The organism is Phormidium tenue FACHB-1052 (assembly GCF_014696675.1).
Classification (GTDB): Bacteria; Cyanobacteriota; Cyanobacteriia; order Phormidesmidales; family Phormidesmidaceae; genus Nodosilinea; species Nodosilinea tenuis_A.
In genome coordinates, this window is sequence record NZ_JACJQN010000008.1 from 78,323 (window position 1) to 103,392 (window position 25,070).

The 25,070-nt window shown below is 56.8% G+C and carries 25 protein-coding genes, 1 tRNA gene and 1 pseudogene; 10 read left to right on the top strand and 17 right to left on the bottom strand.

Annotation, left to right across the window (positions count from 1 at the left end; all coding sequences use genetic code 11):
* Positions 1-153: 153 nt before the first annotated feature.
* From H6G07_RS12560 to H6G07_RS12590, 7 genes are all read right to left on the bottom strand, one after another.
* Positions 154-645: a hypothetical protein gene (locus H6G07_RS12560; RefSeq protein WP_073608556.1), complete on the bottom strand. Its 492-nt coding sequence runs from the start codon at positions 643-645 to the stop codon at positions 154-156.
* A gap of 914 nt (positions 646-1,559) precedes the next feature.
* Positions 1,560-3,386: a serine/threonine-protein kinase gene (locus H6G07_RS12565; RefSeq protein ID WP_073608555.1), complete on the bottom strand. Its 1,827-nt coding sequence runs from the start codon at positions 3,384-3,386 to the stop codon at positions 1,560-1,562.
* A gap of 7 nt (positions 3,387-3,393) precedes the next feature.
* The gene (locus H6G07_RS12570; RefSeq protein ID WP_073608554.1) at positions 3,394-4,056 is read right to left on the bottom strand and encodes a V4R domain-containing protein; all 663 of its coding nucleotides are present in this window, start codon (positions 4,054-4,056) and stop codon (positions 3,394-3,396) included.
* Positions 4,057-4,144: 88 nt separating this feature from the next.
* Positions 4,145-4,633, bottom strand: a complete 489-nt coding sequence (locus tag H6G07_RS12575) for a bilin-binding protein (protein WP_073608553.1) — start codon at positions 4,631-4,633, stop codon at positions 4,145-4,147.
* 85 nt (positions 4,634-4,718) lie between these two features.
* Positions 4,719-5,018, bottom strand: coding sequence for a hypothetical protein (locus H6G07_RS12580; RefSeq protein WP_073608552.1), 300 nt, complete (start codon positions 5,016-5,018; stop codon positions 4,719-4,721).
* The gene (locus tag H6G07_RS12585) at positions 5,015-5,698 is read right to left on the bottom strand and encodes a V4R domain-containing protein (RefSeq protein ID WP_073608551.1); all 684 of its coding nucleotides are present in this window, start codon (positions 5,696-5,698) and stop codon (positions 5,015-5,017) included. Before H6G07_RS12585 ends, H6G07_RS12580 begins: the two co-directional genes overlap by 4 nt.
* A 332-nt stretch (positions 5,699-6,030) precedes the next feature.
* Entirely contained in the window at positions 6,031-6,507 is a 477-nt protein-coding gene (locus H6G07_RS12590; RefSeq protein ID WP_084173138.1) for a bilin-binding protein, read from the bottom strand.
* A 369-nt stretch (positions 6,508-6,876) separates the two neighbouring features.
* Here H6G07_RS12590 and H6G07_RS12595 point away from each other — a divergent pair, with 369 nt between their 5' ends.
* The 3 genes from H6G07_RS12595 to H6G07_RS12605 all read left to right on the top strand — a co-directional run bounded on the left by H6G07_RS12595 (position 6,877) and on the right by H6G07_RS12605 (position 8,442).
* Positions 6,877-7,095, top strand: coding sequence for a photosystem I reaction center subunit IV (locus H6G07_RS12595; protein WP_073608549.1), 219 nt, complete (start codon positions 6,877-6,879; stop codon positions 7,093-7,095).
* A gap of 206 nt (positions 7,096-7,301) precedes the next feature.
* Entirely contained in the window at positions 7,302-8,153 is an 852-nt protein-coding gene (locus H6G07_RS12600) for a DNA-formamidopyrimidine glycosylase (RefSeq protein WP_073608548.1), read from the top strand.
* A 70-nt stretch (positions 8,154-8,223) separates the two neighbouring features.
* Positions 8,224-8,442, top strand: a complete 219-nt coding sequence (locus tag H6G07_RS12605) for an NAD(P)H-quinone oxidoreductase subunit O (protein WP_073608547.1) — start codon at positions 8,224-8,226, stop codon at positions 8,440-8,442.
* 126 nt (positions 8,443-8,568) lie between these two features.
* Here the strand turns inward: H6G07_RS12605 and H6G07_RS12610 are convergent, their stop codons facing one another.
* Together H6G07_RS12610 and H6G07_RS12615 are read right to left on the bottom strand one after the other, a co-directional pair.
* Positions 8,569-9,141, bottom strand: coding sequence for an anti-sigma factor family protein (locus tag H6G07_RS12610; RefSeq protein WP_139297036.1), 573 nt, complete (start codon positions 9,139-9,141; stop codon positions 8,569-8,571).
* Between the two features lie 297 nt (positions 9,142-9,438).
* A complete protein-coding gene (locus H6G07_RS12615) occupies positions 9,439-10,092 on the bottom strand; it encodes a sigma-70 family RNA polymerase sigma factor (protein WP_073608545.1) in 654 nt (217 codons plus the stop codon).
* A 275-nt stretch (positions 10,093-10,367) separates the two neighbouring features.
* On the opposite strand from H6G07_RS12615, the gene H6G07_RS12620 reads away from it, so the two are divergent.
* From H6G07_RS12620 to H6G07_RS12635, 5 genes and pseudogenes are all read left to right on the top strand, one after another.
* A tRNA-Ser gene (locus tag H6G07_RS12620) sits at positions 10,368-10,450 on the top strand.
* Positions 10,451-10,659: 209 nt separating this feature from the next.
* A complete protein-coding gene (locus H6G07_RS26065; protein WP_199312058.1) occupies positions 10,660-10,938 on the top strand; it encodes a hypothetical protein in 279 nt (92 codons plus the stop codon).
* Positions 10,939-11,025: 87 nt separating this feature from the next.
* A pseudogene (locus H6G07_RS26070) lies at positions 11,026-11,307 on the top strand (methylated-DNA--[protein]-cysteine S-methyltransferase); the annotation flags it as partial.
* 61 nt (positions 11,308-11,368) lie between these two features.
* Positions 11,369-12,364, top strand: a complete 996-nt coding sequence (locus H6G07_RS12630) for an aldo/keto reductase (protein ID WP_084173136.1) — start codon at positions 11,369-11,371, stop codon at positions 12,362-12,364.
* Positions 12,365-12,729: 365 nt separating this feature from the next.
* Positions 12,730-12,894 (top strand): DUF1328 domain-containing protein, encoded by a 165-nt coding sequence (locus H6G07_RS12635; protein WP_073608627.1) that lies wholly within the window; start codon positions 12,730-12,732, stop codon positions 12,892-12,894.
* A gap of 100 nt (positions 12,895-12,994) precedes the next feature.
* Here the strand turns inward: H6G07_RS12635 and H6G07_RS12640 are convergent, their stop codons facing one another.
* From H6G07_RS12640 to H6G07_RS12655, 4 genes are all read right to left on the bottom strand, one after another.
* Positions 12,995-13,780, bottom strand: coding sequence for an alpha/beta fold hydrolase (locus tag H6G07_RS12640; protein ID WP_084173134.1), 786 nt, complete (start codon positions 13,778-13,780; stop codon positions 12,995-12,997).
* A 363-nt stretch (positions 13,781-14,143) separates the two neighbouring features.
* Positions 14,144-15,664 (bottom strand): glycosyltransferase family 2 protein, encoded by a 1,521-nt coding sequence (locus H6G07_RS12645; RefSeq protein ID WP_073608543.1) that lies wholly within the window; start codon positions 15,662-15,664, stop codon positions 14,144-14,146.
* 262 nt (positions 15,665-15,926) lie between these two features.
* A complete protein-coding gene (locus tag H6G07_RS12650; protein ID WP_073608542.1) occupies positions 15,927-17,900 on the bottom strand; it encodes a DUF3685 domain-containing protein in 1,974 nt (657 codons plus the stop codon).
* Complete coding sequence (locus tag H6G07_RS12655) at positions 17,897-19,720, bottom strand: hypothetical protein (RefSeq protein ID WP_139297035.1); 1,824 nt, start codon at positions 19,718-19,720, stop codon at positions 17,897-17,899. The genes H6G07_RS12650 and H6G07_RS12655 overlap by 4 nt, the downstream gene beginning before the upstream one ends.
* 173 nt (positions 19,721-19,893) lie before the next feature.
* Here H6G07_RS12655 and H6G07_RS12660 point away from each other — a divergent pair, with 173 nt between their 5' ends.
* On the top strand, positions 19,894-20,682 hold the full coding sequence (locus H6G07_RS12660) for a pentapeptide repeat-containing protein (RefSeq protein ID WP_084173132.1): 789 nt from the start codon (positions 19,894-19,896) through the stop codon (positions 20,680-20,682).
* On the opposite strand, the gene H6G07_RS12665 is transcribed toward H6G07_RS12660, so the two are convergent.
* From H6G07_RS12665 to H6G07_RS12680, 4 genes are all read right to left on the bottom strand, one after another.
* Positions 20,672-21,019: a hypothetical protein gene (locus tag H6G07_RS12665; RefSeq protein WP_139297034.1), complete on the bottom strand. Its 348-nt coding sequence runs from the start codon at positions 21,017-21,019 to the stop codon at positions 20,672-20,674. The two genes, H6G07_RS12660 and H6G07_RS12665, sit on opposite strands and share 11 nt — an antisense overlap.
* 137 nt (positions 21,020-21,156) lie before the next feature.
* Entirely contained in the window at positions 21,157-21,429 is a 273-nt protein-coding gene (locus tag H6G07_RS12670) for a hypothetical protein (RefSeq protein ID WP_139297033.1), read from the bottom strand.
* A 96-nt stretch (positions 21,430-21,525) separates the two neighbouring features.
* Positions 21,526-22,092: an OsmC family protein gene (locus H6G07_RS12675; protein WP_073608539.1), complete on the bottom strand. Its 567-nt coding sequence runs from the start codon at positions 22,090-22,092 to the stop codon at positions 21,526-21,528.
* A 70-nt stretch (positions 22,093-22,162) separates the two neighbouring features.
* The gene (locus tag H6G07_RS12680) at positions 22,163-23,104 is read right to left on the bottom strand and encodes a hypothetical protein (RefSeq protein WP_073608538.1); all 942 of its coding nucleotides are present in this window, start codon (positions 23,102-23,104) and stop codon (positions 22,163-22,165) included.
* A gap of 584 nt (positions 23,105-23,688) precedes the next feature.
* Between H6G07_RS12680 and H6G07_RS12685 the strand changes: the two genes are divergently transcribed.
* A complete protein-coding gene (locus H6G07_RS12685) occupies positions 23,689-25,041 on the top strand; it encodes an AmpG family muropeptide MFS transporter (protein WP_073608537.1) in 1,353 nt (450 codons plus the stop codon).
* Positions 25,042-25,070 lie beyond the last annotated feature (29 nt).

The window sequence follows — 25,070 nt, forward strand, 5'->3', positions numbered from 1 at the left end:
AATGAGACCCAGTCTAGGATTCGGCTACGCTTAATTCCATCCAATTAACGCCTAAAAGTTTGTGAGTCTGTTATGAATATGCATTCACTTTGGTTACGACAAAGTCTGTAGCTCCTCCACAAGAAGAACTACAGACTTTAAGCAGAATTTAGTTTAGCCAATCACTTCAAATTCGATCGTATCAAAGGCACCGCCCCGCAGAACAGACTCCGTTTGCTTGCCTCGCAAACGCTTTCCTGTGACGCTCTCAACCACACCCTGAACGGCTCCTAGGGTAAACGTGAGCTTACGAGAAGACCCTTCAGGTTCACCAGCCGAACAAATCGTTTCTCGACAGTAAACTAAAATCTTGCCTTTGGTTTCAACAATCTTCTCAACAATACAGAGTCGAGTGCCATCCTTGCCGAGGGCGGCTTGAAGGACTTCAGCCACAGATTCAAGTGACTTACCTTGCCCTGCAAGCCCTAGTTGCTCTGCTACTTGCCGACCCCGCTGGCGGCCAGCGCCAATGAGTGCGATCGCCGCTGCCTTTTCCCCTAAGACTTCTTCGGTGCCAACAACTAATGCTCTAAAACAAACGATGCTACTAAAATCGCCAAGTTCAGGGCGCAACTGAGCTACGGGTGACATGACAGCAGTGGACATAATGGGTGCCTTAAAGTATGGATAAACAGATTAAGAAAGCAGCATTTTTGCTGCCTCAACAAATTTGATTGCCTAGTTTTTATGCAGATGAATGCATCTTTTTCAGACAGCATTGAAATGACCAAAATGAACGAAAGGTTTCCCTAAGGTTCAAAAATCTTCAACAACCTTCTCAGACTAATTTAAACTCGTGGTAGATTAACTTGAGAATCTCTTTCCTAGCCTTTCCCAGGTATCGATCTTCTTTATTATTGCCGTGACGGAGAGAATGTGCTTCCGTAATTTCCGTCAAATTACTAAAGACAATTATGACATTTTGCAACTTTTTATATTTTGGCAATTTCAATTAATTCTTATATATTTCTCATTTCTTGCTGTCGCAAATGTTTTAATTTAAATACTTTGATTCATTTGCAGAGACATTTCCATTCAAGGTGCGATTTAAACCTCAATTATTGAGTTAATACACGTTAACGGTTGGATTCTTCAAGCTTTAGTTGTACATAGCTCAATTTCGCGATGGGATTCAACCAAATATAGCGTGGCCACTGCGCTCAAGACATTAGCTACTGCTACTGCCAAAAATCGGACAGTTTATTCACCTATCATTAAAGCCGAGAATGATGAAATTCTCAGATCGACCATTTCTCTAGTTGCAACATTTGGTGCCCCTACAATTTTCCAAGGCGAAAATATATTGCGCTTGGGTCAACTTTGCCCAGACAGCGCTCAACTGGCCCTTGCTCGGTGGCTCCAATGTTTTTGTTAGCTGTTGGTTCAAAAAAGGCTTTGCTATTTTCGCAAAAGTGGATGATAAATCGTTATCCACACTCTTGACTGGCTTTGGTTATTACTTAAATTAGGAGGGCGATAGATCCACTGCCAAAGCTTCCCAAACCTAGTGCCAAACCAGATTAAAACAGAATGTCTGGAGCTAAGTCGGCTAGATCGACGGGGTAAATACGGCTGCCCGCAGCTTCGCTGACGCTCCACAGATATTGAATCGGGCCTGACGAATCAGCGCCAGTTTTGGAGTATCGGGGCACCATGGCCTGCGGTCGAGGCAGCCCAGCCGTACGGTTGATGATGCGGCCCTCATCGTTGATCAGCAAAAATTCTCCTTCTTGGCTGAGCACCCCGTAGCCTACAGCGGTCTCAAATAGCCAGTGCGGTGAAATATCAACCCGATAGCGCAGCATTCTAAAGGGCTTTAGGTCGACAATCAGCAGGGCATGGGGGCAGTTTTCTTCTAGGGCTAAGTAACGGTAGGGAATGCGGGTGGGCACTAAATTGTAAATGGGTACCGAGGCCGAAACTGCCCCAAGATAAGTACCCCGGCGGGTTACCCCATGAAACAGGGTACGGCTGCCCCGACGCACTACCAGCGCTGCGTGACGGTTATCTGGAGCGAGAAGGCCAACTTGTTTATCCCCATCAGCAGCGGCGATCGCCACCGTTAGGGGTGCCGATATTTTGACCCCTTGCTCCGGCGGCATGGTCAACTGACGCACGGCTACGCGAAATGAATCTTGGTCGGCCTGGGTAGTGGTAGCAAACCAGCGCCCATTGGGAGCAACCGCTACCCCATCGGGGCAAATGCCTTGGGCAACGCAGCCTAGCCCGTGGGTCATCGATAGCAGGTGCAGAGATTCTGTGGTGACTAACAAGCCCCCCTGGGGAGTTGGCAAAAACCGTCGCACTGGGGCGGGTAGGGTAAAACCCTGGCTGACCTGAGGGGCGGTCATTTCTGTGTGGGGCCAGTGATAAAACCATACCCGCTGCTGGCTACAGGTCACCAGCAGATGGCCTTGTTGGGGCAAGGGCACCAAGCCCATCACTGCCGTGGGGTGTGGCAGCGCCACAAAGGGCAAATCTGTGGCTAAATCTAGCTCTGGCAGCCCTTTGACGCAGGCGGGCTGACCCAACAGTCCCTGAGTTTGGTAAGTCTGATAGACCGCCATCAGGTCAGCGCGCATGGCTTGAGCGCTGAAGTAGCGCTTGGGCAACAGCTTTTGTAGTGCTTTGCGCAGCACTTGGCTAAAGGGCTCAGCCACCTGGGTCGGCAAGATGGGCGGACGGTTGAGGTGAGCCACCATCAGCTCCATAGGTGTGCCTGAAAAAGGCCGTTGACCCAGCAGTAGCTCATACAAAATGATGCCCACGGCGTAGAGGTCGGCAGCCGGAGGGTGTTGGTTATAAAACCGCTCTGGGGCCATGTAGGCGGGGGAGCCAGTATGGCCCATATCGGCTTGGTTAGCTTCCTGGCTGAGGCGGGCAATGCCCAGGTCAGAGACCCGCGCCACCCAGCCCCCCGGCGTCAGCTCCATAAGAATGTTTTCAGGTTTGATGTCGCAGTGCACAATGCCCTGGCGATGGGCGCACTCTAGGGCGGCGAGAATGTCTAGGGTAAACCCGAGTACCTCCTGGACGGTGAGAACCGTATCGCTTTCGAGCAGCGATCGCAGCGTTCCCCCCTCACAATAATCCAGCACCAGCTGGCGACCGCTAGTAGAATGCTCCAGCGCATGACAGGTGACAATGCTGGGGTGCTCTAGGCTGATTAAAAACCGCAGCTCCCGCAAAAACTTGTGGGTGGGGAAGCGGTCTTTGTGGAGGTCTTTAATCGCCACCAGCTCCCCTGTTTTGCGGTGGATGGCGCAGTAGACTCGGCCAAACTGCCCATGCCCCACCAGTCCCAGGGTGTAATACTGCGATCGCCGAATTTGCCGGGTGAGGGCCACCGTGTGTTTACCCCTGCTGCATAAGGGTTTGCATAATGGCCTGGTGCGCCTGACCATTGGCCACCAGCGCTTCTACGGGCTGTAGCCGCTTTTGAAGCCCTAGAACAAAGCGGTTGCAGTCGTCGCCCTTAGCTGTGCAGCTGGTCTGGGCACAGCGCAGCTCGCGCCCGGTGAGCTGGCTAAAAAAGATCTCAAGAATGCCGCGCTCTAGGTCGCCCGCCGGTTTTTGGCCCTGGGGGGCGGCGGCGGTGAAGGGAGAATGCCAAATTTCTACCCCTAAAAAGCCCCGATCGCGGTAGGTAATATCTAAATGAATCTGGCCCCAGCCGTGGGTTTTCCAACACTGCTGCAGCGACTGGAGAAATTCAGCCATCGAGAGGCTAGAGAGGGGCTGCTTGTAGTAGTCGGCCAGCTCTTCGCAGAAGCGGGCGTAGAAATTTTTGCCCCACCAGCGGCCACAGTTGTAGAGCACCAGCCCCGACGCCTGACCCGTTTCTTTTTCTAGCCCAGAATAAATTGCCTGAAGCAGCGATTCAGGGATGGCCAATAGGCGATCGCCGCGACGATTTTCTAGCAGCCCCAGCTCGGTAGACCCTCGCACATAGAGATCTTGGGCAAAGTAGTTGCCGGGTAACCGGCCATCGGTGAGCAAATCGGCAACAGAAACCATAGTTAACGTCCTTCCCAGGGTAGTGATGATGGTGGTCAGACCCACCGAATACGGGCGGGCAGGGGCAACCCCCAGCGGCTAGTTATGCCTAGAGCAACCCGGCTAGGGTGACGGTTTCGCGAGTGTTTAGCATCAGACTTTTAGCCTTTTCAATGCTGGGCTTGAGCAGATTGAGCTGAGCTGGCGAAAAGACCTTGGCCAACTGCTGCATCAGCAGCTGAAACAGCTGCTGATCGACCGCTTGGGTTTCGTAGGCTTTAACCATCTCGGGTAGCCAACCCTGCAAGCGCTCTTCCACAAAGCCATCATCGTCGAGCAGCATGGCCATGGCGGCGTAGCGCAGCACCATGAGTCCGTTGCGCACGCTGCGCTCGACCAAAGGCTCGGGGTGCCCGGCCTGCTGCTGCAAGGCATCGGCAATGGGCTGCATAAGGGCAATTTCCTGATCTCGTAGGGTGCGGTAGACCGCCATCCGCTCCGGAATTGAGCTGACGTACTGGCTCAGGGTACTGAGGTCGTTGGCATCGAGGTATTGCTTGTCAGGCGAGTCAAACAGAGTGTCGAGCTTAAAGGTCATGGCAAAATTCTCCGAAGAACTGGGGCGCAGGTGGTCGAGGGGGATAGCGCTTACCGTCAGTGAGCCGGTCTAGCAATGGCAGAGGCTAGCCAAATAGGTCAGAAAACCCGTCTAGGGTCAAATCGAGATTGGGGTCAGCGGCAGGCGTGGCCGTCGCCTCTAGGGGCGCAATAGGCAAACCAATGGCGGGCTGACCATCCCAGGCAATGTTTTGGAAGAAATCGCTGACGGTCATGGTCATGGTGGACTCTGCCCGGGCGGTGGCTCCCAGTCCTGGCACGGCGAGAACCGATCGCCCATCCCAGGCCACGGCTTCAAAGAAAGCCTGCACTGTTTCCCTCAGCCAGGGTTGCGAGGTCTGAGACGCTTCGGGAATCATGTTCATTGGCCACCTTCCCCAGCCCGCAGGCGCTTCTCAATGTCGCGGGCATTGGCCCCTTCATTCATCCAGAAGGAAGCGGCATCGATGCGCTCGCGCCCCCCCAGCAAAAATTTGCAGTAGGTCTCACCCATGGAATAGCACTGAATTTCAATGCAGCTCAGTTGCTTGCGCACCATTTCGGTAAAGAATCCAGCAAACAGACCGGCATAGAGGTGGCAGACGGGCTTGCCCACGTCGCCCAGGGTGCGGGCCACAGCGGAGTCAAACACGTTGATGAACATAAAGCCCTGTTTGCGATCGCTCATATCGACCTCCCACCGACCCCAGCCCTGGGAAATGAAGGGCCACCACCAGGTTTCGAGCAAGAACATCAGGTTGGCGCGGCGGGGGCTCATGGCAAACTCGCGCTCAAACCAGGCTTCAAATATCAGTGAGTCGTGTTTGCCCCACTCCAGTCCCACGGTGTACATAATGGCGGCTGAGGCATCGCCAACTTCTTCTTGCAGTCCTTCAAGCAGGCCAATAATGAAGTCTTCGCTGGTGAGCACATTGCGGGTGTCGTTCCAGTCGGTAATGGTGCCGTAGTCGCCATTAAATTGAAAGAAATCCCGCAGGGCATAGTGGTTATGCTTTTTGGGGAATTTTTGGTGCAGACGGTGGGCGGTCTCTGTGGACATAACCATAGATCGAACAGGCCTTGTAAGACTGTTTTCAGTGATAGCTGTAATGTGCCCAAGCCAACGCAGGATTAACAGTGATGGGGCGCGATCGCGCCGTTGCTACTCTGGCGACCTAAGGCTAAAACTGTTGGGGATAAAGCATTGTCGCTTACCTACGCTCTCCTGTCACGACACAAAACGTAGTAATTATTCCCCAAGCACGGAAACGCCCAGACCGCTGCGAATGGCGACCTGGGCGCTACTGTATGGGGCAATGAGGCCATCGGTTGAGGCCGGTGCTCTAGAATGCTGTCGGCTAGTCCCAGTTTCGGCTGGTCTCATCAGTTTCGGCTGGTCTAAATAGATCCGCCCAAAATTGTCCGACTCAGCTCCAGAAGGGGCAAAAACAGTCTCAGCTCTTCAGCATTGAGATGCTGGGTCATCACCTCTTGCATGACGGTGTAGGTGAGGTCGCAGCTTTCCTGGGCACCAAAGGCTCGCATGATCGTTTGAAACCACAGCAGCAGGGTGTCTTTAAACCGTTCTGAATCGTCAAGCAGCAGGGCCGTGGCGCTGTAGCGCAGCACTCGCACGGTGTCTCGCTGCCACTTGGCGGCTAAATCTTGACCACCTACTAGAAAGATGTCGGGCTTTCTAACCTTGAGCCGCGTCAGGACTTGGTTAATAATCTGCTGCTCGGCCCCCTGAATTTTTTGGTAGGCTCGCAGCCGGGTGCTAACGGAGCCCAGGTATTGCTGAAAAAACATTAGCTCTTGGTCGGAGGCGTAGCGACCATCGGTGGCTTGTACCAAAGCCTGGACGTTAGTGAGCATGCTGAGCAAATCTCCCGCAGGGTGATATCACTACTATGCCCTTATATTGCGAAATGTAAACTAAATTGTGGCTGGAAGATTAGGGCGATCGCTTCAGCACCTTTTTGTCCTTTCGGCAGTCTAAAGATTGCCTAGCCTGACTACGAACCGATTGTTTCACAATCTCTCTTGGTTTTTTGTGGATCCTATTTTTATGGCTGCAATAAAACTTAAACCCCTTGGTGCCATGAGGCTAAAAACTCGTAGTAATCTGGTGGACATGGAATAACCCCCTATCCAAGCTTAGCCACGGCTTTTTGCAATGAGTCTGGGCTGGGGTTTGGCCTGGGCAAGCTGCCATTAATATTGATTTTCAAGAGGGCATTGTTCATGGTTCAACGTGGTTCTAAAGTTCGCATTCTCCGCAAAGAGTCCTACTGGTTCCGGGAAGTCGGCACCGTTGCCACCATCGACCAAAGCGGCATCAAATACCCCGCGGTAGTACGTTTTGAGAAAGTTAACTACGCCGGCATCAACACCAACAACTTCGCGCTGGCTGAGCTGCAAGAGGTTGAGGCCCCCAAGGCTGCTAAAAAAGCTGCAAGCTAGATAACCAGCCCTCTAGCCCCTGCCGAAAGCTGCCGTCAGTGCTCTGGCAGAGGCTAGAGAAATTTGGCTAGTTCTTCAGACAGTAACTAAGGCCCGTGCTTCGGCAGGGGCCTTAGTTATTGGAGCGTATTTGGCTGCTCATCCCTTAGAACGATTGCTATAGTTCAGAAACACACCGTGAGGGGGCAGCAGCCCAAGGTTAAACTTTGCCAGAATTACCTGAAGTTGAAACCGTGCGGCGCGGTCTAGCGCGGGTAACGCCAGGGCATCGACTAGAAGGGGGGCAGGTATTGCTAGCCCGTGCGATCGCTCATCCCGCCCACAATGAAGCCGTGTTTTTATCGGGCATTACTGGCTCTAGCCTATCGGCCTGGCACCGCCGGGGTAAATACTTACTGGGGCAGCTCACCCGAGCCGACGGTAGCGCAGGCGGCTACCTGGGGGTACACCTGCGCATGACGGGGCAGCTGCTGTGGCTCGACCCCAAAACCCCCGTGCAGACCCATTGCCGGGTGCGCCTCTGGCTCAGCGACCACCACGAGCTGCGCTACGTCGATCAGCGCACCTTTGGCCGCCTCTGGTGGGTGCCCCCTGGGGCTGCCCCCGAAAGTATTATGACCGGCCTCCAGACCCTCGGGCCTGAACCCTTCGATGAAGGGTTCTCACCGGCTTACCTGGGCCAGCGCCTCAGCCGCAGTCGTCGCCCGATTAAAAACGCTCTGCTCGACCAGCGGCTGGTCGCAGGCCTTGGCAATATCTACGCCGATGAGGCGCTATTTTTAAGCGGGCTCAGGCCGCTCACCCTCAGCGATCGCGTTGGCCCTAAGCAGCTTCAGCGGCTGCACAGCGCCATTCGTGAGGTGCTCACCACCAGTATTGAGTCAGGGGGCACCACCTTTAGCGACTACCGCGACATCTACGGCATCAACGGCAACTACGGTGGCGTCGCCTGGGTCTACGATCGCGAAGGGCAACCCTGTCGTCGCTGCGCTACCCCCATCTGCCGACTCAAGCTAGCCGGGCGATCGGCCCACTACTGCCCCCAGTGTCAGTGCTAGGAGCATCCTAGGACGCTGTGCCCAATGGATTTCGTGTACAGTAAGGCTGAGGTTGATAGCAAATGGATCTATGGCAGCAACTTTAAAGCGTGGCGATCTGGTGCGTGCCCTGCGCGACAAACTAGAAAGTAGTCTAGAGGCTACCGCCAGCGATACGCGGTTTCCACCCTACCTGTTTGAAACCCGAGGAGAAATCTTAGAAACCAGCAATGACTATGCCCTGGTTAAGTTTGGCGAGGTGCCAACCCCTAACATCTGGCTACGCCTTGACCAGCTAGAAAAGTTTTAGGCCTACCCTGACCTTTTAGGGGCAGCCAAATAAACCCAGTTCAAAACAGGAAACGGGTGGAACCTCACAAGGGAGTTCCACCCGTTTCACTGTTTAACAAGGCGAACTAAACACTAGCTCAAGCCGCTACAGTTCAGAATCGATGGGAAGACCGCCAGCTTCCATCGGGCTACTTAACTCGGTAGACATAGCTGGCGATGTCTCAGGGATGGGGAAAGCTGGTCTATCAAGGGCAATTTTTAGGGACTCAGGTTGAGCATTTGTCGCCATGCGCCAGGACGAATTACCAGCCCCAGCCCCACCCGATAGAAGATTGATGACGCCAATGGCAGCCACTCCAAGGCTTGCCATTGTAACTAACCTAAGCCGGTGGTTGAGACCCTGAAAAACGCCTGCGATCGTTTCCTCTGGGTCACAGGAGGAAGATACGCTTTTGGTGCGTAGACCCTGCCGGAGGGCAAGTAGGCGATTGTATAGCGTACGGGCACCGTCGTCTTGCTGAAGCCAACACAGAACCTGCTGACGTTCATCGGGCGTAACCTCGCCATCGAGGTAGGCGCTTAGTAGCTCGAAGCGATCGCGCTTAGTAGCATCTAAATCGTGACAGCAGGACAATGTAGGCATCAAAGACTCATCTGGAGTAGCACCGCTGGAAGACGAACGCTGAACCTGGCTAGGCATATAGGGAAAAGTAGCCATACCAAAAACAACACCTGGAATAAGCAACTAAACAACGACCTGGCAGGCAACGGTCCAATCTAGCGATTCGCTACATTCGAGTTATTACTGCCGCTACTGATCATAATGCCAACCCCTTAAATTCGGTAACCTCCGAGAAGTAATTCTAACAAGCAAAACATATGTCTCTAGATAGAGACTTTAGCTTTTACTCGGCATGGTTATAGGGACGCGTCCCTGTTTCAGATCGGTTCCCAAGGCTTCGTTAATTGCACAAAATGTAAAGTTGGTTGGCAGAGCACCCTAGATGTACTGTCTCTAATTGCCTAGATAGGGCTGTAGATCCGTCTGCAACCGCTGCCGAGCACGGGCAATGCGAGACTTAACAGTACCCAGCGAGACCTCAGTCATCTCGGCAATTTCTTCATAGGACAGCCCCTGAATCTCACGCAGCACAATCGTAGTGCGAAAGACCTCAGGTAGATCGGCAATGGCGCGATGCAGCTGGTCATAGAATTCCTGGGTCATCATGGTGTCGACTGGGCCAGGAGCATTGGCGGGTACATCCCAGTCGATGCTGCCGTCCTCAAGGGCCAGGGGAGCGTCGAGGGAGAGAGTGGCGCGGTTGCGCTTACGCCGCCGCAGCTCGTCGTAAAACAAGTTGGTGGTGATGCGGCCCAGCCAGCCTTTGAACTTGGCGGGGTCATTCAGGCGGCGCATGTTGCGGTAGACCCGAATCCAGACTTCCTGGGCGAGATCGGCGCGATCGGGCCAATCGGGTGCTAGATGGTAGAGCAACTTATCCACATGGCCTTGGTAGCGGCGCAGAAGTTCGGCGAACATCATTCGCTCGGGCCGTAGCCGTTGCTGGCAAAAGGCTACCAGTTCCGTGCTAGTCAGCTGTTCGGGCTTAACAGCGGCTTTGGGGGCGCTGATGGAAGCAGGCCAGGTCGAGAACATGGATTGACTCATAGCGTTTAGTAGTAGGCCGACATTGCATGGCTACCGGCAAACCGTAATAGTTTGCATTGGGGTAGCCTGTGGCTCCAAAGATGATGTTATCAATGTGAGATATTTTGGCGAAGGCAGTAACGTTCTATGACTTCCCTTGTGCCTGTGAATTGTCTGTCACACCCTGAGCGGGCAGGAATTGTCCTCCCCCGTACGCACCTAGATTGGTCTTTAAGTCTGTCATTGGAGTGATATAACAGATGTTAGGGCTGCCTGCTTGGTAGTCATCCCCCCTTGGAGAGGTGGCAGAGTGGTCGAATGCGCCCGACTTGAAATCGGGTGTCCGCAAGGACCGAGGGTTCGAATCCCTCCCTCTCCGTACTGTGGCTTTAAGCCTTCAGCTCACCGTGTGGTCATTGGCTCAATGTCAATCACGGCAGTTTCTTACAGCAAAACTGCCGTGATTGACTAGGAAATTAGTTCAGAATTCGAGCGGGTTTTTGGCGTGGATCGCATCGATCAGGCGATTGAGCGGTTGGCCAAGGGTTCATTCCTCAATTTATTAGCAGTGCTCTTGCCGAAACACCTGTGACTACTGAACTTTGGATTGATACCCTGCCTGCTGCGATCGGCGACATTTTGCTGGTGTCCGATGGTGCGTCGCTCTGCGCCCTTGACTTTGCCAACTATGAAAATCGCCTGCTGACCTTGCTCAACAAGCGGTTTGCTGCAGTCACCCTTACTCCCTGCGCCAACCCCCAAGGCTTTAGCGATCGCCTCAGAGACTACCTCGCGGGCGATCTGCACAGTTTTGACTCAGTCCCCGTCAACCCAGGGGGCACAGCGTTTCAGGGCGTTGCTGAATAGCTGTATGATTCTGCAAAAAAATGGACGAGATTCCAGTACCTACAGAGATCGGTTCATACCTAGAATCAGCAACGCCCGTTTCAGCAGCAGGTGTGGCTAGCGCTGCGCCAGATTCCCGCTGGCACCGTGGCCACCTACGGCGAACTGGCGGCAAAACTGGGCAAACCCACAGCCTACCGCGCAGTGGGCATGGCCAACTCCCTCAACCCCGTGGCGATCGCCCTGCCCTGCCACCGCGTCGTCGGCACCAACGGCCAGCTCACCGGCTACGCGGGCGGCCTAGAGCGCAAACAATGGCTGCTGCACCACGAAGGCGTGGATTTAGCCACCCGAGGCGCGATTCAGCAGGAACTAGCGCTGGGGCTTTAGCTCATATCGGGGCGACCCAGCCTGGAATAATGGGAGATGGCCGTTTCCTTTGGCATACCCCATGACTATGTCTGCACCGGATCTGCGATCGCCCCTCACCCTGCCCGAGATGGGCTGCGGCACCTGGGCCTGGGGCAACCGGCTGCTGTGGGGCTACGACCCCGCCATGGATGGCGAGCTGCAACAGGTGTTTGACCACTGCCTCAGCCACGGCGTTACCCTGTTCGACAGCGGCGACTCCTACGGCACCGGGCGGCTCAACGGTCGCAGCGAAGTGTTGCTAGGGCAGTTTGCCCAGAGCTACACAGGGCCAAACCGAGATTCCCTGTGCCTGGCGACGAAGCTGGCCGCCTACCCCTGGCGACTTACCGCTGGGTCGGTGGTGAAAGCCGGAGCCGCCTCCGTCGAGCGGCTGGGTCGCCCCATTGACCTGGCCCAGATGCACTGGTCTACCGCCAACTACGCCCCCTGGCAGGAAGGGCCGTTTCTCAACGGGCTGATGGAGCTGTGCGCTCAGGGAAAGGCGCAGGCAATTGGCCTATCGAACTTTGGTCCCAAGCGGCTCAAGCTGGCCCACCAGCGATTTCAGGAGCGGGGGCTGGCGATCGCCACGCTGCAAGTACAGTATTCGCTGCTGTCTACCTACCCAGTCACCGAGCTGGGCCTGAAAGATCTCTGCGACGAGCTAGGCATTCGCCTGATCGCCTACAGCCCCCTGGCGTTGGGATTGTTGACGGGCAAATATTCAGCTCAGGGGCCGTTTCCCTCCGGCCTACGGGGCCTGTTGTTTCGCCGTCTGCTGCCCAAAATTCAGCCGCTGCTGGATGTGCTGGGGGCGATCGCCACTCACCGCCAAAAAACTTCCGCCCAGGTGGCCCTCAACTGGTGCATTTGCAAAGGCACCATGCCGATTCCAGGGGCCAAAACCCTGGCTCAAGCGCAGCAAAACACCGATGCCCTGGGCTGGCGACTAGACAGTGGAGAAATTGAGGCGCTAGATCGAGCGGCCAGCCGTAGCGAGGGTCGCATGGTGCAAAACAATTTTCAATCTCGCTAGCCTTTCGGCATTGCTGAACGGCGGCAAGAATTTAGCTAAGGGCAAATGGCTGTTTGACCCTACCAGGGACGTTAAGTTTTGGATTTAGACCAAATCTGAATCACATAACCCTGATGCACAGGCCAAACTGTAGAGGCAAACGGCGATCGCCCTGTTCAATCGGAGGTCAGCCAGAAGGATTTGGTGCTATATCTACACCCAGCAGCTCTGTCTCTCCATCGGGATAGATATCGGTCTTTCTTACCTACGCCACTAACTAGAGATCAAGAGTAACCGTAAGGGAGATGCGCAGCATTTCAGCGATCTCGATAATAGTCGCATCAGTCGAGACAATTGAGTTCCTGTCCCAGTTTTGGAGAACACCCATGCTGCGTTACGCGTTGATTTTCCTGGTCGTAGCCTTGATTGCCGCGTTCTTTGGGTTTAGTGGCGTAGCGGGCACCGCCGCAGGCATAGCCCAAATTTTGTTCTACATTTTCCTGGCGGTTTTTGTCATTTCTTTGATTATGAATCTCCTCAAGCGTGCATAGGCTCCTGAGTCCACGCCTACCCAGAAACAACCTTAGTCTTGCATTGGAAAATCCCCTTTTCTTCAGTTGAGAAAAGGGGATTTTTTTGTATAGCCCTATCTCACTGCGATTCAGTCTGCTTTCCTATCGCGTCAAGAACAACAGACCAGTCATCGCGATGCAGTTCATGCCCTGTTCCAACTAACGGTAGTAATACAGCCCCCTGGATCTCTGCTTGCAACGCCAAGCCGTGGGCATAGGGTAAAACACAATCTTCTGTGCCATGAATAATCAGAGTCGGTACAGCGATTTCGTGAAGGCGGTTAAACCATTGTTCTCCACCTTGAAGCAAGGCATGGTTAAAGGTTGTCATGAGATTGGGGGTGCGATCGAAGTCAGCCACAGCTAACTCACGGATGGCTGACTCATCAAAGGGATGGGCTGAACCAGAAAGCAGTCGCCACGCACCAATTTGATAGTCAATCACGGCCTCGCGGTCTGCCCAATCCAGTTCACTGGCTTTTGTATGGTATTCAAGGACAGATGGAGCAATTCCTGGCATTGTTGGATCGGTGTCAGCCAAGCGTTCCGAGGCAACTAACGTCAAACTTTTGACGCGTTGGGGATGCTTGAGCGCCATGAGTTGAGCCAAGAAGCCTCCCAACGACATCCCTACTAAATGAGCGCTCTGAAGTCCATAGCCATCGAGAACACAAAAAGCATCGTCTGCTAGATCTTCTACAGCATAGTGAATGTGCCCTGGCTCGTAACTGGTCGAGCGCCCAGTGTCTCGATGATCGTAGCGAATCACATAGCGTCCTAAAGCAGCCAACTGAGAGCAAAAATCGGCGTTGCTGAATTGAGGTATGAATCTGCAAAAGCAACAGTTGCTGCGTCGGCCCCCCAACCCCCAAGTTTGGGGGACTTTGAAGTCGTCCGGTTCCCCCCAGAATTGGGGGGCTAGGGGGGCAAATCATACTGCTGATCAGCAACGCCCAAAAATCCTCTGGCCACCACACGGCTGAGGCCATCGCTCCCATGATCAATAGGATGGGTGGATCGTCTGGAGTACCGAAAGACTCGGAGAAAAGGCGAACTCCGTTGCGGCTAATCCATTTGCTTTCCATATCTGTTTACAGCTCGGCTTTCTCCCAGTTTAGGCAGCCTCGATGCCAGCATTGCTCCACTGTAAAGATCTAGTTATTGGGTCTTCTACAACTGCCATCGTTCGCGGCCTCGCAAGGGGCTTAAGCCCCTTGTGGCAGCTTCACTACTTCGCCCCTCGCAGGGCCACCATCCACCGGTTGGGCTTGCTCTTGGTGCGGGCAGTGACCCGCCAAACCCGGCTACCGCTGAGGTGGTTAACCACCGCCACCATGCCAATCAGCGCCTTAAGCCAAAAGTAAACCGGCGACAGCAGGCAGTAGAGCACACCGTGGCGACGGGTATAGGCCGACTCCTTGGGGCGCAGCAGCATCGCGACCGCCACTTGCAGCACCACGCTCAAAGTCAGCAACCCCATCAGCACCAGATTGAGGTTTTCAAAATCGAGGTCGCGATCGCGGCCGCTAAGGTGAATGCTGAGCAGCATCGGCACCACCTGCCACACCAGCGGGTAAAAAAACTGACTAAAGAGCAGCATCAGCACCCAGTAGGGCTTTTGCACGGCGTCTAACCGGGGCGATCGCGCCACCCGACCCAGGTGCAGCCCCGCCACTTCCAGCCAGCCCTGGCTCCACCGCTGGCGCTGAAACCACAGTCCCCGCAGGTTGTCGGGGGCCAGCTCGGTAGTGACGATCGCCGGGTCATGCACCAGGCGACAGCCCCCCAACAGGCCCCGCACCGTCACGTCGATGTCCTCGGTCAGGCGGGTGTGGTGAAAGCCCAGGTGGCGCAGGGCCGAGGTGCGCCAGTAGCCGTTAGAGCCGCCAAATAGGGCTGTGTCAGCCAGCAGCGATCGCCCGTAGTGGCTGATGCCGTAGATGCACTCAAACTCCACCGCAATCAGCTGGGTCAGCCAGCTATCTTGGGCGTTGCGAATAATGTTGCGTCCCTGCACCACGTCGTAACGGCCCTGGTACAGCCAGGCCCAGGCCCGGCTGAGACAGTCGGCCGCCGGATGGTGGTCGGCGTCAAAGATGCCCGTCATCTCCCCCGCCGCCACCTGGAGGGCGGCGTTGAGGTTTTCGGCCTTGGAGTGGCTGTGGGGGACGGGCAGCAGCACCAGGGCCGGGTAGCGCCGCGCTAGCACCTGCAAGCGGTCTTCTACCGGCAGCCGCGTCGGGGTGTTGTAGGCCAAAATAATTTCCCATCCCTGGGCCGGCGGCGTCACTTGAGTCAACCAGTGCAGCAGGGTGTCTTCAATGATGTCTTGCTCGTTGGGCAGGTAGGCCGCCACAATCACCGAGACAAAGGGCACCGAGACAAAGGGCGTTGAAACCAGGGGCACCGAAACCACGGGCAGGGCGCCCTGGGGCGGTAGCGACTCCGGCACCACAGACGACAGCCGTTGCTGCCGCACCCGGCACCAGCGCTGCAGCAATCCTCGATCAAACCAGGGGTTAGACCGACGGCTGCTGTAGATCACAACGGCGGTTTCGGCGTTGATGATCACCAGACCAATCAGTGAAACGGCCAGTAGAGCCCATTGCAATATCCCCAGGCTATGACCGTAGTCAAGAGCAGCAATGTATACCGCCATCGGTATGCACAGCAGCCAGAGGCTTAACCACAGCAGCCGTCTGGCGTTAGCCAGAACAGGCTCAGCAAACAGCGCCAAGCTCGACTTCATAGGCGGGGATTAACTCCTTTGATTAGGTGGAAAAGCCAGCAAACCGACGACATATCTTTGCCGCTAACAACCATGAAACACTGTACCAGCCCAGCCAGGGTGAGCTGATATAGGTGCCATAGATACCTGTAAATCCCTCGTAAGCAGCTTGCACCTGCTGATTGTCCCAAAAAAAAGTAAATTTTGGATGACCCGTTGGAGCGATTGCTAGCACTGGCACCCTCGGTGGCTGGAACAAAGTTGAGGTACTAGGAGTCACAGCTTAGTCTCGCAGGTTGCTTTCTTGGGCATCGCGGCGGTAGCGAGGGTCGCGCCAGGCACCGCCGACCCCGCGCAAAATGCCCCGCCCAATCAGCCCAATGCCCCGGCCAATCACGTCGGTCAGCACATATACGATACCGCTGCCTACCAGCGAAACTGCGGAGCGAAATCGAGGGGCGATCGCATCGCGAGCCTCCACCGCCAGGGTCACTGCCCGCTGTAGGCCCGAAAGCTGCTCTAGCTCCTCCCGGCGGGGCGCATAGATCGTCTGGTGCTGAATGCCCCGCTCAGTAAAGCCAAACAGCCGATGCTGGCTCTCAAAAATCGCTCGGGGTTCATTGATCAGTCCGTCCCAACGGTAGCGCCAGGACAGATCGTTGCGAAAGCGCTCGATGTCGCGGCTGGTGATCAGGCGGCGGTGGTAGAGGTTTTTCTTCATCAGTTCCACGTCGGCGAAATGGTTGAGCAGCGGCTGCACCACGGCGTTGGCCAGCTGAATCACCAGGTGCTCTAGCAGCTCCTGGCTGCGGGCCATCGCCTCGGGGGCTGCGGCCTGGTAGAGGCTGCTGTCCACCGCCATCGACTCGTTAAACAGCAGATGCCCCAGCAGCATCGGCACCAGGGGCAGCCGGTCTAAAATTGCCGCCTGCACCACCGGGGCCTCGGTGAGCAGGGTCGGCACCACGGGCTGCTCCAGGGTATCGACCTGGAGGGTGTAGTAGCGACCAAAGAAATCGGTGACAGTGGCCTGCCACAGGTCGTGCAGCACGAGGGAGCTTTTTTCGGTTAGCTGCCCCGGCAGTACCTGCGCCTCACGGAGATCGGCGAGGGCATCTTCAACCTTGCGTAGCACCAGATAGAGCAGCTCTCGCTTTTTGTCGTCGCGCAGAATATCAGACTCCAGCGGCACATCGCTGGTGTTGTCTAGCAGCCCCTGCAGCTTGCGAAACACGCGCTCAAACACCAGGGTGGCCAGGTCGCCCTGGTTCAGGGCTAGGCGATCGCTGCTAGCGATTCGCGAGGTGATCCGTTCCGGAATGGCCAATCCATCCCCCGGCTGCTGCACGGGTCTAACCCTAGTAGACGGTGACAACGGCGGCCTCTCGCTCCGGCGGGGAGGAGTCAGCTCTCCCGACCCCGATCGAGAGCGAACAACGGAGCGATCGATCGGTTGCCACTGGTCAGAAAAGTTAGGAGTAGCCAGCAGCCGACGCACGAGCCAGCGGGCCGCTCGCAGTTCACGGTAGCGCCCGGCCAGCACCGCCTCCGATAGCAGTGACCCGCGCCCGCGCCGCTGTTCGGCCTCGATCTGGGCCATCACTGCTTCAATCTGCTGCACCGACGACAGCCGCATACGGATGCGCAGCGCGGCCAGGGCATTGGGGCGCGGTGCAGGTGAACCCGGTCTGTCCTCCCGCAAGATAACCGGGGGAGGGCGCTGACCGCCTGCGATCGGGCGCAGGCCCCTAGCTGGCTGCGGCCCAGGCGCGACCAGTTGCTCAATTAGCCGACCCAGATCGGCCACGGCCATACTGCGGGCACCAAACCCATCGGCCCCCATCTGCCGGGCAGCGGCGGCCAGCACCGGTTCGGTCTGGGCGCTGAGCACCAGCACTGGCAGAGTCGGGTAGCGCGCTTTGATGTCGGCACAGAGGCGCAGCCCCGGTAGCTGGTCGGGACGCCCCGCCCCCAAACCCAGATCGAGAATCACCAAGTCGATGTCGGGGTGACGGCTAGGGTCTTGGGTGGCCCAATCGTCGGCCCAGTCAGGGGCAGGTTGCGGAGCCCAGTCGGGGGAGACGTCCGATCGCGTCTCCAGGCTAGCTCGACTGGCCAAGATCGCCAGGGCATCGTCGGCCTGAGCGGCTTCGGCCACCACGGCGTAGCCAGCGGTTTGCTCCAGCCAGATACGTAGGCCCAGGCGAAACACCGGGTCTTCGTCTACCAGCATGAGTCGCAGGGGGGCCGTCGTCATTGGGGCTCGGTGGAAGGACTGTCGTCTGAGTCGCTACCGCCGCCGGGCACAGGGCGACCCTCAGCTTCCCAGATCGACCAGATGTATGCCCGCTCGGCTGTCCAGAGGGCGATCGCCGCCCTGGCCTCATCGTAGAGCGCTCGCCCTGGCCCAATCTGACTAGCCAGGTTGATCGCTGCCGACAGGCTGCCGCCGTAGGCCAGATCCTTGGCTTCATCCAAAATCGGCTTGTCCTCAGCAATTTGAATGGTGGACGTCCACTCCTGGATCAGCCCCTGGGCACGGCTGTAAAGGGCGCGGTCGGGCTTAATTTTATTCGCCTCGGCGATCGCCTCGGGCAGCTTGTCCTGATTGGCTAGGGCTACCGCCGCATCGAGCAGGGGCCGGTCTTCGATCACCTGAATTTCTTGCTGCCACTCGGCGACCAGAGATTGAGCCTCCACCCGCAGGGCTCGCCCTAGCTCAATCTCACTGGCCTTGGCAATGGCGGTTTGCAGCGCCCCAATGGTTCCCGGTCGGGCCAGGCTGCGGGCCTCGAGCAAGATGGGGCGGTCTTCAATGCGCTGTAGATTAAACTGCCATTGAGCAATCAGCGTCTGCCCTTGAATGCGTCGGGGTCGCCCCGTCTCTACCCGCTGGGCTTGGCGGATGGCCCATTCGTAGGTGGTGCGCTGCCCTAGCCTGGCTACCATATCGCTAAATTTTAGCTGTCTCAGGTCGGTGAGCTGTTCGCCCCACTGCTCCTCTGAGGATAGGGCAGCCTCTGAGTAGGAACTGTCTGCTGGGAGCTGATTGACGGCACTGATAGCTTCCAACAGCCCAAATAAGTGGCTGTAGCGTGGGGTTAGGCCTTGACCCACGGGCTCAGCCTGGCTAGCGAGCGTTTGGGCATGGCTGAGGGATAGCAGTGCCTGGGCGTCGGGGGCCAGATCAGGGGTGGGGGGTACCACGCTGGCCAGCTCTAGGGCACCGGCGCGATTGCCCACGTCCCAGCGCTGGAGCGCCACATCTAGCACGGTCTTACTCCAGCGATCGACATCGCTTTCTGCCGCCTGCCACACCTGGGCGCGCAGATCGATGGCGCGGGCCAGCACTACCGCCTGGCGCAGATTCTCAATCTGGTTGGTTTTCGCCAGCTCGCGAGCCTGCAAAAGCTGATTCCACCCCTGCTGCTCCACCTGAAACTGCCGCTGCCAGAACACATACCGCGTCGTCAGCCAGTAGTCGGTCTTGAGGGCTTTGAACTCTTGCAGGTGAGTCTTGGCCAGCTCCCAATCGCTGGCAGCGAGGGCGGGCCTCAGCTTAGCCTCAATGGCTCGGCCCTGCTCCCAGTCTTGCCGCCACTCAAAGATCACCGACTGGGCTGGCTTACGCAGCGGTGTATTTAGAGGAATTTGATCGGCCAGGGCCACCGCATCATCGAGCTTGCCCGCCTGCACCCAGCGGTTGGCCAGCACCAAAATCTGCTCCGAGGCATCCTTCAAAATTTCTTGGGAGTCGTCGTAGTTGGCCTGGGTTTTGGGCCAGTTGGCGGTCAGCAACACCGACTGCACTAGATTGTTGGGTTCCCCCGTGCGGGCCTGGGCCTTAGCGCAATAGAGCAGATCGCTAGCCGAGTGAAAGGGCGTAATCTGCTCACAGTCGGGCAGCGGCGGAATCCGCGTCAGCCAGAGTAGCGCCCAGCCGCAAAATATTCCCGACCCGGTGAGCAAGAGCACCCAGGTCGTTAGCCAAAACCATTCCCAAGGTTTCACCTGGCTAGGCCCAGGGCGCTGCCGGTGACGAGATCTCAGGGGCGATGAAGCCGGTGTCGATGCCATGACGTCAAACTAACCGAGAGCGAGCAGCAGCATCTCGACTGCCTGGGCGTTAATAACTAGCATGCTCACTGGCTTTGGGAACCAGGGAAGCCAGAAGATGCTGACACATTGTAGAGGCAATCTATAAACTTGATCGTAGATCTTTTAAGCCAAACCTATTGGAATTGCACGCCATGGCACACCGCACAGACCTATGCCGAATCCTCCGGCCCACGGGGGTAGCCGCAGCGGTTGGCCTCGCCCTGGCGATGGCTGCACCCGGTGTCGCCAATGACCCCCTGCGGCAATTGCTGATTAGCCGTATTTGCATTGCCTGCGACCTCAGCGGTGTCGTGCTGACTCGCGCCAATCTCGAAGATGCCGACTTGACCAACGCCAACCTATCGGGGGCCAACCTGCGCCAGGCCCGCTTGCCCCGCGCCCAGCTCACCCAGGCTGACCTGAGCCAGACCAACCTGCAACAGGCGGTGCTTAGCGCCGCTGACCTGACTGGAGCCAACCTGGCCGGAGCCAATCTCAGCCAGGCTACCCTCACCGGCAGTGAACTCCAGGATGTAAACGCTGCTAACGTCAATTTAGAGCGTGCCGAAGCTCGCAACAGCAACTGGTACGGCAGCGACCTCAGCAACAGCCGCCTAGATAGAGCCGTGTTCAACCACGCCAGTCTGTCGGCAACCGATTTGACCAACGCGACCTTTACCCACAGCCAGCTTTTTCGGGCCAACTTTATTGGTGCTCAGCTAGCGGGGGCCGACTTCACCGGGGCCGACCTGCGTCAGGCTTTGATGCGCGATGCCCAGATGGCGGGGGCCATCTTCACCGACGCCGACCTGCGAGACGCTAATCTCAATCGCACCGATCTCAGCACTGCTCGGTTTTGCAACACTCGCATGGCCAACGGCGACATCAGCAACGAGCACTGCGCGGAGCTAGGGCTGAGCCCCGATCGCTCTACTCCCTAGAGCGGAGCGGAGGCACTGTCAGGTTAGTCTTGCCGCAGTCTAGGCCTATGCAGTTCGGCGGTAACTTGGCTTGGTCCAGAGCCGCCGCTTTCAGAGAGGCTTCGAACTCGGCCACGTCGAGCTGGTAGGGGTTGGTGGGTAGCCACTGTAACGTTTTGGTTTGAATGCTGAGATATTGCTCTGCCTCAGGTAGGGTGTGCTTGAGGCGGTGAAGCTCTCGCCGTAGTCTAGTCTTGCCCTGGGTTTCAGGTAGTCGGGTCAGAGCGCAGCGGCAATGGGCTGGCGCAGCTGAGGGGTGTGGTGGAGTAGCAGGTAGGCCAGATCGCTCTGCGCCCAAGGCAAGCTCCCCGGCTTGGAAGTCAACCAGGCGAACGTCCCAAATAGCTCAATGCAAAGCATTCAAAACAGGCAGAAGCGTGCCACTTTATCCCAAGTATCTGTTATCTAAATATTGATGGCATAGGGACAAGGTATCTAACGATAGTAGCGCTGCTCTAACCACTGTCGCAGCTCATCTTCGCCGGTAAAGTAGGTCGTCTGCCTAGAGACCGGGTCGTAGGCTCGCCAGCTCAAAGGCTTATCCCGCAGCAGCCGAATTTGAGGGGCTGTGCTGCCCGCTATGGCCGCAAACAGGGTTTTCAAGCGCTGCCATAACCACTCTCTTGCCCAGGTGGGCTGGGGTGTTTGCTGGCTAACTGGATTTAATGGTGAATACGGGGGTTGGGGCAGGGAGGTGGATGCTTTCATCGCAGTTTCCTCAACGGCAATCAATAACGGAGGAGACGCAATCGTGCGAGCGCGCAGCCCGCACGACTACTTCGGGCAGACCGACCTGAGCCAGGTTTAAGCTTCGACCTGGAGGGATGGCACGATCTTGACCGGGTTGGCCAGGTTCCAGAAGTTGGGTGAGGAGGCGATCGTCGCCTCGTACATCTGCTGGAATTTCTCAGGGGTAGCGTCGCCTTTCACGGTCAGCGTCCAGCGCATATCCTGGTACCCGGCCTGAATGGATTCATCCAGCTTGAGCATGCCGCGCACATCGAGGGTGCCGGTGCTGTGGATTTCCACTTTCTCTAGCCGAATGCCTTCTACAGAACAAAATTCTACAAAGGTAGCCATAATGCAGGAGTTTACGCCCGCCAGCAGCACTTCCTGAGGGTTCGGTCCCATATTGGTGCCGCCCAGTTCCTCGGGTTCGTCGATGGTGAGCGAGAAGTTGCGGGCGTAGGGCTGCCCAGCCCAGTCGAAGGAGGTCATGCGGGTGAGCGATCGCGTGCCGTCTACCCACGTCGTAGCGGCATGAAAGGCCATCTGCGCCTGGGCAGCATCCTGCTGAATGGCGGCAACTAGCTCAGTGACGCCGCTGGGGGCAAAGCCATTGATGGTGTAAACCTGCTCGGTCGTAGTCATAATTAAACTCCTTAATTTTGGAAATAAAAAACAGTCAAAGCCGTGAAATGACCGCAGCCATTTCGTTGTGTTATGGGTCGTCGTCCGAAAAAAACTCGTGGGCCAGGGCCGCAATTTGGGCAGATCCTGCCGCGCTCAAGGCCCGCACGCTCTGCTCAAAGTTGGGATGGGTCATGCCCGCGATCAAAAATGCGTTCTGGTATGACCGCTCTTGAATGCGCTGCATCTCATCCCGTTCGGGGGCAGAAAAAGTGCGCGCAGTGACCCGCACCAGGCTGGCGATGTCGAGCTGCACCTGGGCTTTAAAGCCCTGATCGAGGTAGCGAATGATGGCGATGTAGTCGTCAATGGCGGTAGCGATGCCGCTGTCATCCATGGTTTGGGCCATCGACTCAACCATCAGAGCATCTAGTCGGGCATGCTGGGCCTCCTCCTGCCAGTGGTGCTTCAGCAGGCTGCAAAACTGCGGGTCGAGGGCATCCTGCTGGTGACGAACGCTTTCTAAAAAGTGCCGCTGGCTCATCCACTCAATGTGCAGGGTCACTAGAGCCACACCTAGGGGGCTGTGGCTGAGCACGAAATCGGCGATCGCCTGGGGTGGCCCAATTACCTCGCAGCGATGGCCAAATCCGGCCTCAAAGGCCGCCGCAAACTGACGAAATAGGCGAATGTGCTTGCTTTCTTCGGCGGCAAAGCCCAGGTAAGCCTGGGTGGCCACGATGTCATAGCAGCCCAAAGCTTTGGCATGGTCAACCACCAGGGGCAGAATGAACTCTTCCACCAGCCCAAACAGGTGCAGATAGCTGTTGCTGCGAATGTGGTTGAGCGCTAGGGCCGCCTTGGCATCGAGGCCCGAAATTGCCTTGGCCTGCACCAGCGCTTCGGGCAAAAAGGGTCGGGTAAAGTCGAGGGGGCGATCGGGGCCAATTAGGTCTTCCACTTGCCAAGCTACCCGCGCGGCATCTTTGAGAATTGCTTGGTAGCTATATTTCGGAACGGTTGCTGCGGTCATTCAGATCTCCTGAGATAAATGGGGGCTGCCATGGCTGGTTGGGTCGGTGCCCTCGAGCCGTTGGTTTAACTTGTTCTCAGATTAGAAAAGGGGCCGTCGCCAGACCGTCGCAAAATCGTCCCGGCAGCGTCAAACGCAGACAGGCCAAGCTCTCACCGATAAGAACAACCGGCCCCCTTAGGGTTTAATTGCCGCTGAAATCAAAGCGCTAGTGGTGATAGCTGAAGATTCTTGTGCCCTATGGGGTGAGGCAAGTTGAATGTGAGCGTGGGCGATCGCCTAGCATCTTTCCCTGTTGCCCCCTCACCGCAGACTTCCTAACCGACACTCTCGCTGCATTTAAAAACGGCTTTGTAAGGACGAGAAGGCCTCAAAACCCCACTTAGCTGGCCCACTACCGCAACTATGGAGTTGCGGTTTGCTCCCAGTGCTTAAACCTCAAACCAGCTAGGAGGAAACGGCATGACTGCTACACAACACCTAGCCACCGGCTGGACTGGCAAAGGCAATCCCGAGCTAAGCGACCTAATCTGCTAGTATCTTGCTCTGATGTCATCCCCAGCCAACATCCGGTCTGCAAAATCGTGAAAGCTACTCAGTCCCTAGTTCGGGTTTTTCAAAGCCGCAAGATGGCGGCCATTCTGCTGCTGGGCATTGCCTCGGGGTTGCCCTACGCCCTGATGGACGACGCCTTTCGGGGCTGGATGACAAAGGCTCAGCTCGATCTGCGCATTATCGGCTGGTTTAGCTTGATCAGCCTGCCCTACTCGCTCAAATTTTTGTGGTCACCCTTTCTCGATCGCTTCGTCCCCCCCCGCCTGGGCCGACGGCGGGGCTGGATGGTGATCGGGCAACTGGGACTGGTGGTGGGGATTGCAATTCTCGCCCTGCAAATGGCCGCGATCGCCACTGGCCCCTCGCCCACCCCAGCCTCGGTGCTGCAACTTGTCGCCCTAATCGCCCTGGGGATTACCTTCCTCAGCGCCACCCAAGATATCGCCATCGATGCCTACCGCACCGATGTGCTAGAGGAGCGCGAAATGGGGGCCGGGGCTGCCACCTATGTTTTGGGCTACCGGATTGCCATTTTGCTGACTGGGGCGATGGCCTTTATTTTGGCCGATCGCATTACCTGGCCCTGGGTCTACGGCGTGATGGCCGGGCTGATGGGGCTGGGGGTGCTGGTCTCGCTGTGGGCACCGGAGCCAGTACGCACCGTGCACCCGCCCGACTCGCTAAAGCAGGCGGTAGTGCAGCCCTTTGGCGAGTTTTTTAGCCGTCTGGGGGTACAGCGGACGATCGCCGTGGTGCTGTTCATTCTGCTCTACAAGCTGGGCGACAACCTGACGGCGAAAATGGCCATTCCCTTTCTGGGCGACCAGGGATTGGGTTTTTCGGATACTGACATTGGCACCATTCGTCAGGGGCTGGGGCTGGTGGCCACCATTGTCGGCACCCTGGCAGGCGGGGCGGCCCTCAGTCAGCTAGGCATCAACCGCTCTCTGTGGATTTTTGGCGGACTTCAGGCCTTGAGCAATCTGGGCTATTTAATTCTGGCGATCGTCGGCAAAAATTACCTGGTCATGGTGTTGGCCATCAACGTCGAAAACTTTTGCGCCGGTCTGGGGACGGCGGGCTTTGTGGGCTTTCTGATGAGCCTGTGCAACGCCCGGTTTTCGGCCACCCAGTTTGCCCTGCTCTCTAGCCTGATGGCGGTCGGGCGCGATCTGATCGCTGGCCCCGCCAGTGGCGAAATTGCCCAGCGCTTACAGCAGTTTGTGCAGAGCAACCCCAACATTGCTGCCATACCCGCTTTGGCAGGGGCCACTCAGCAGGGCTGGCCTCTATTCTTTGGCATTACCCTGCTCGCCGCTCTGCCAGGGTTAATGCTGCTGCCTGTGTTTGCCCCCTGGCACGATCGCGAGGAAGCCGACTAAGGCAGTACGCTTGAAGCAAGACGTTGCTG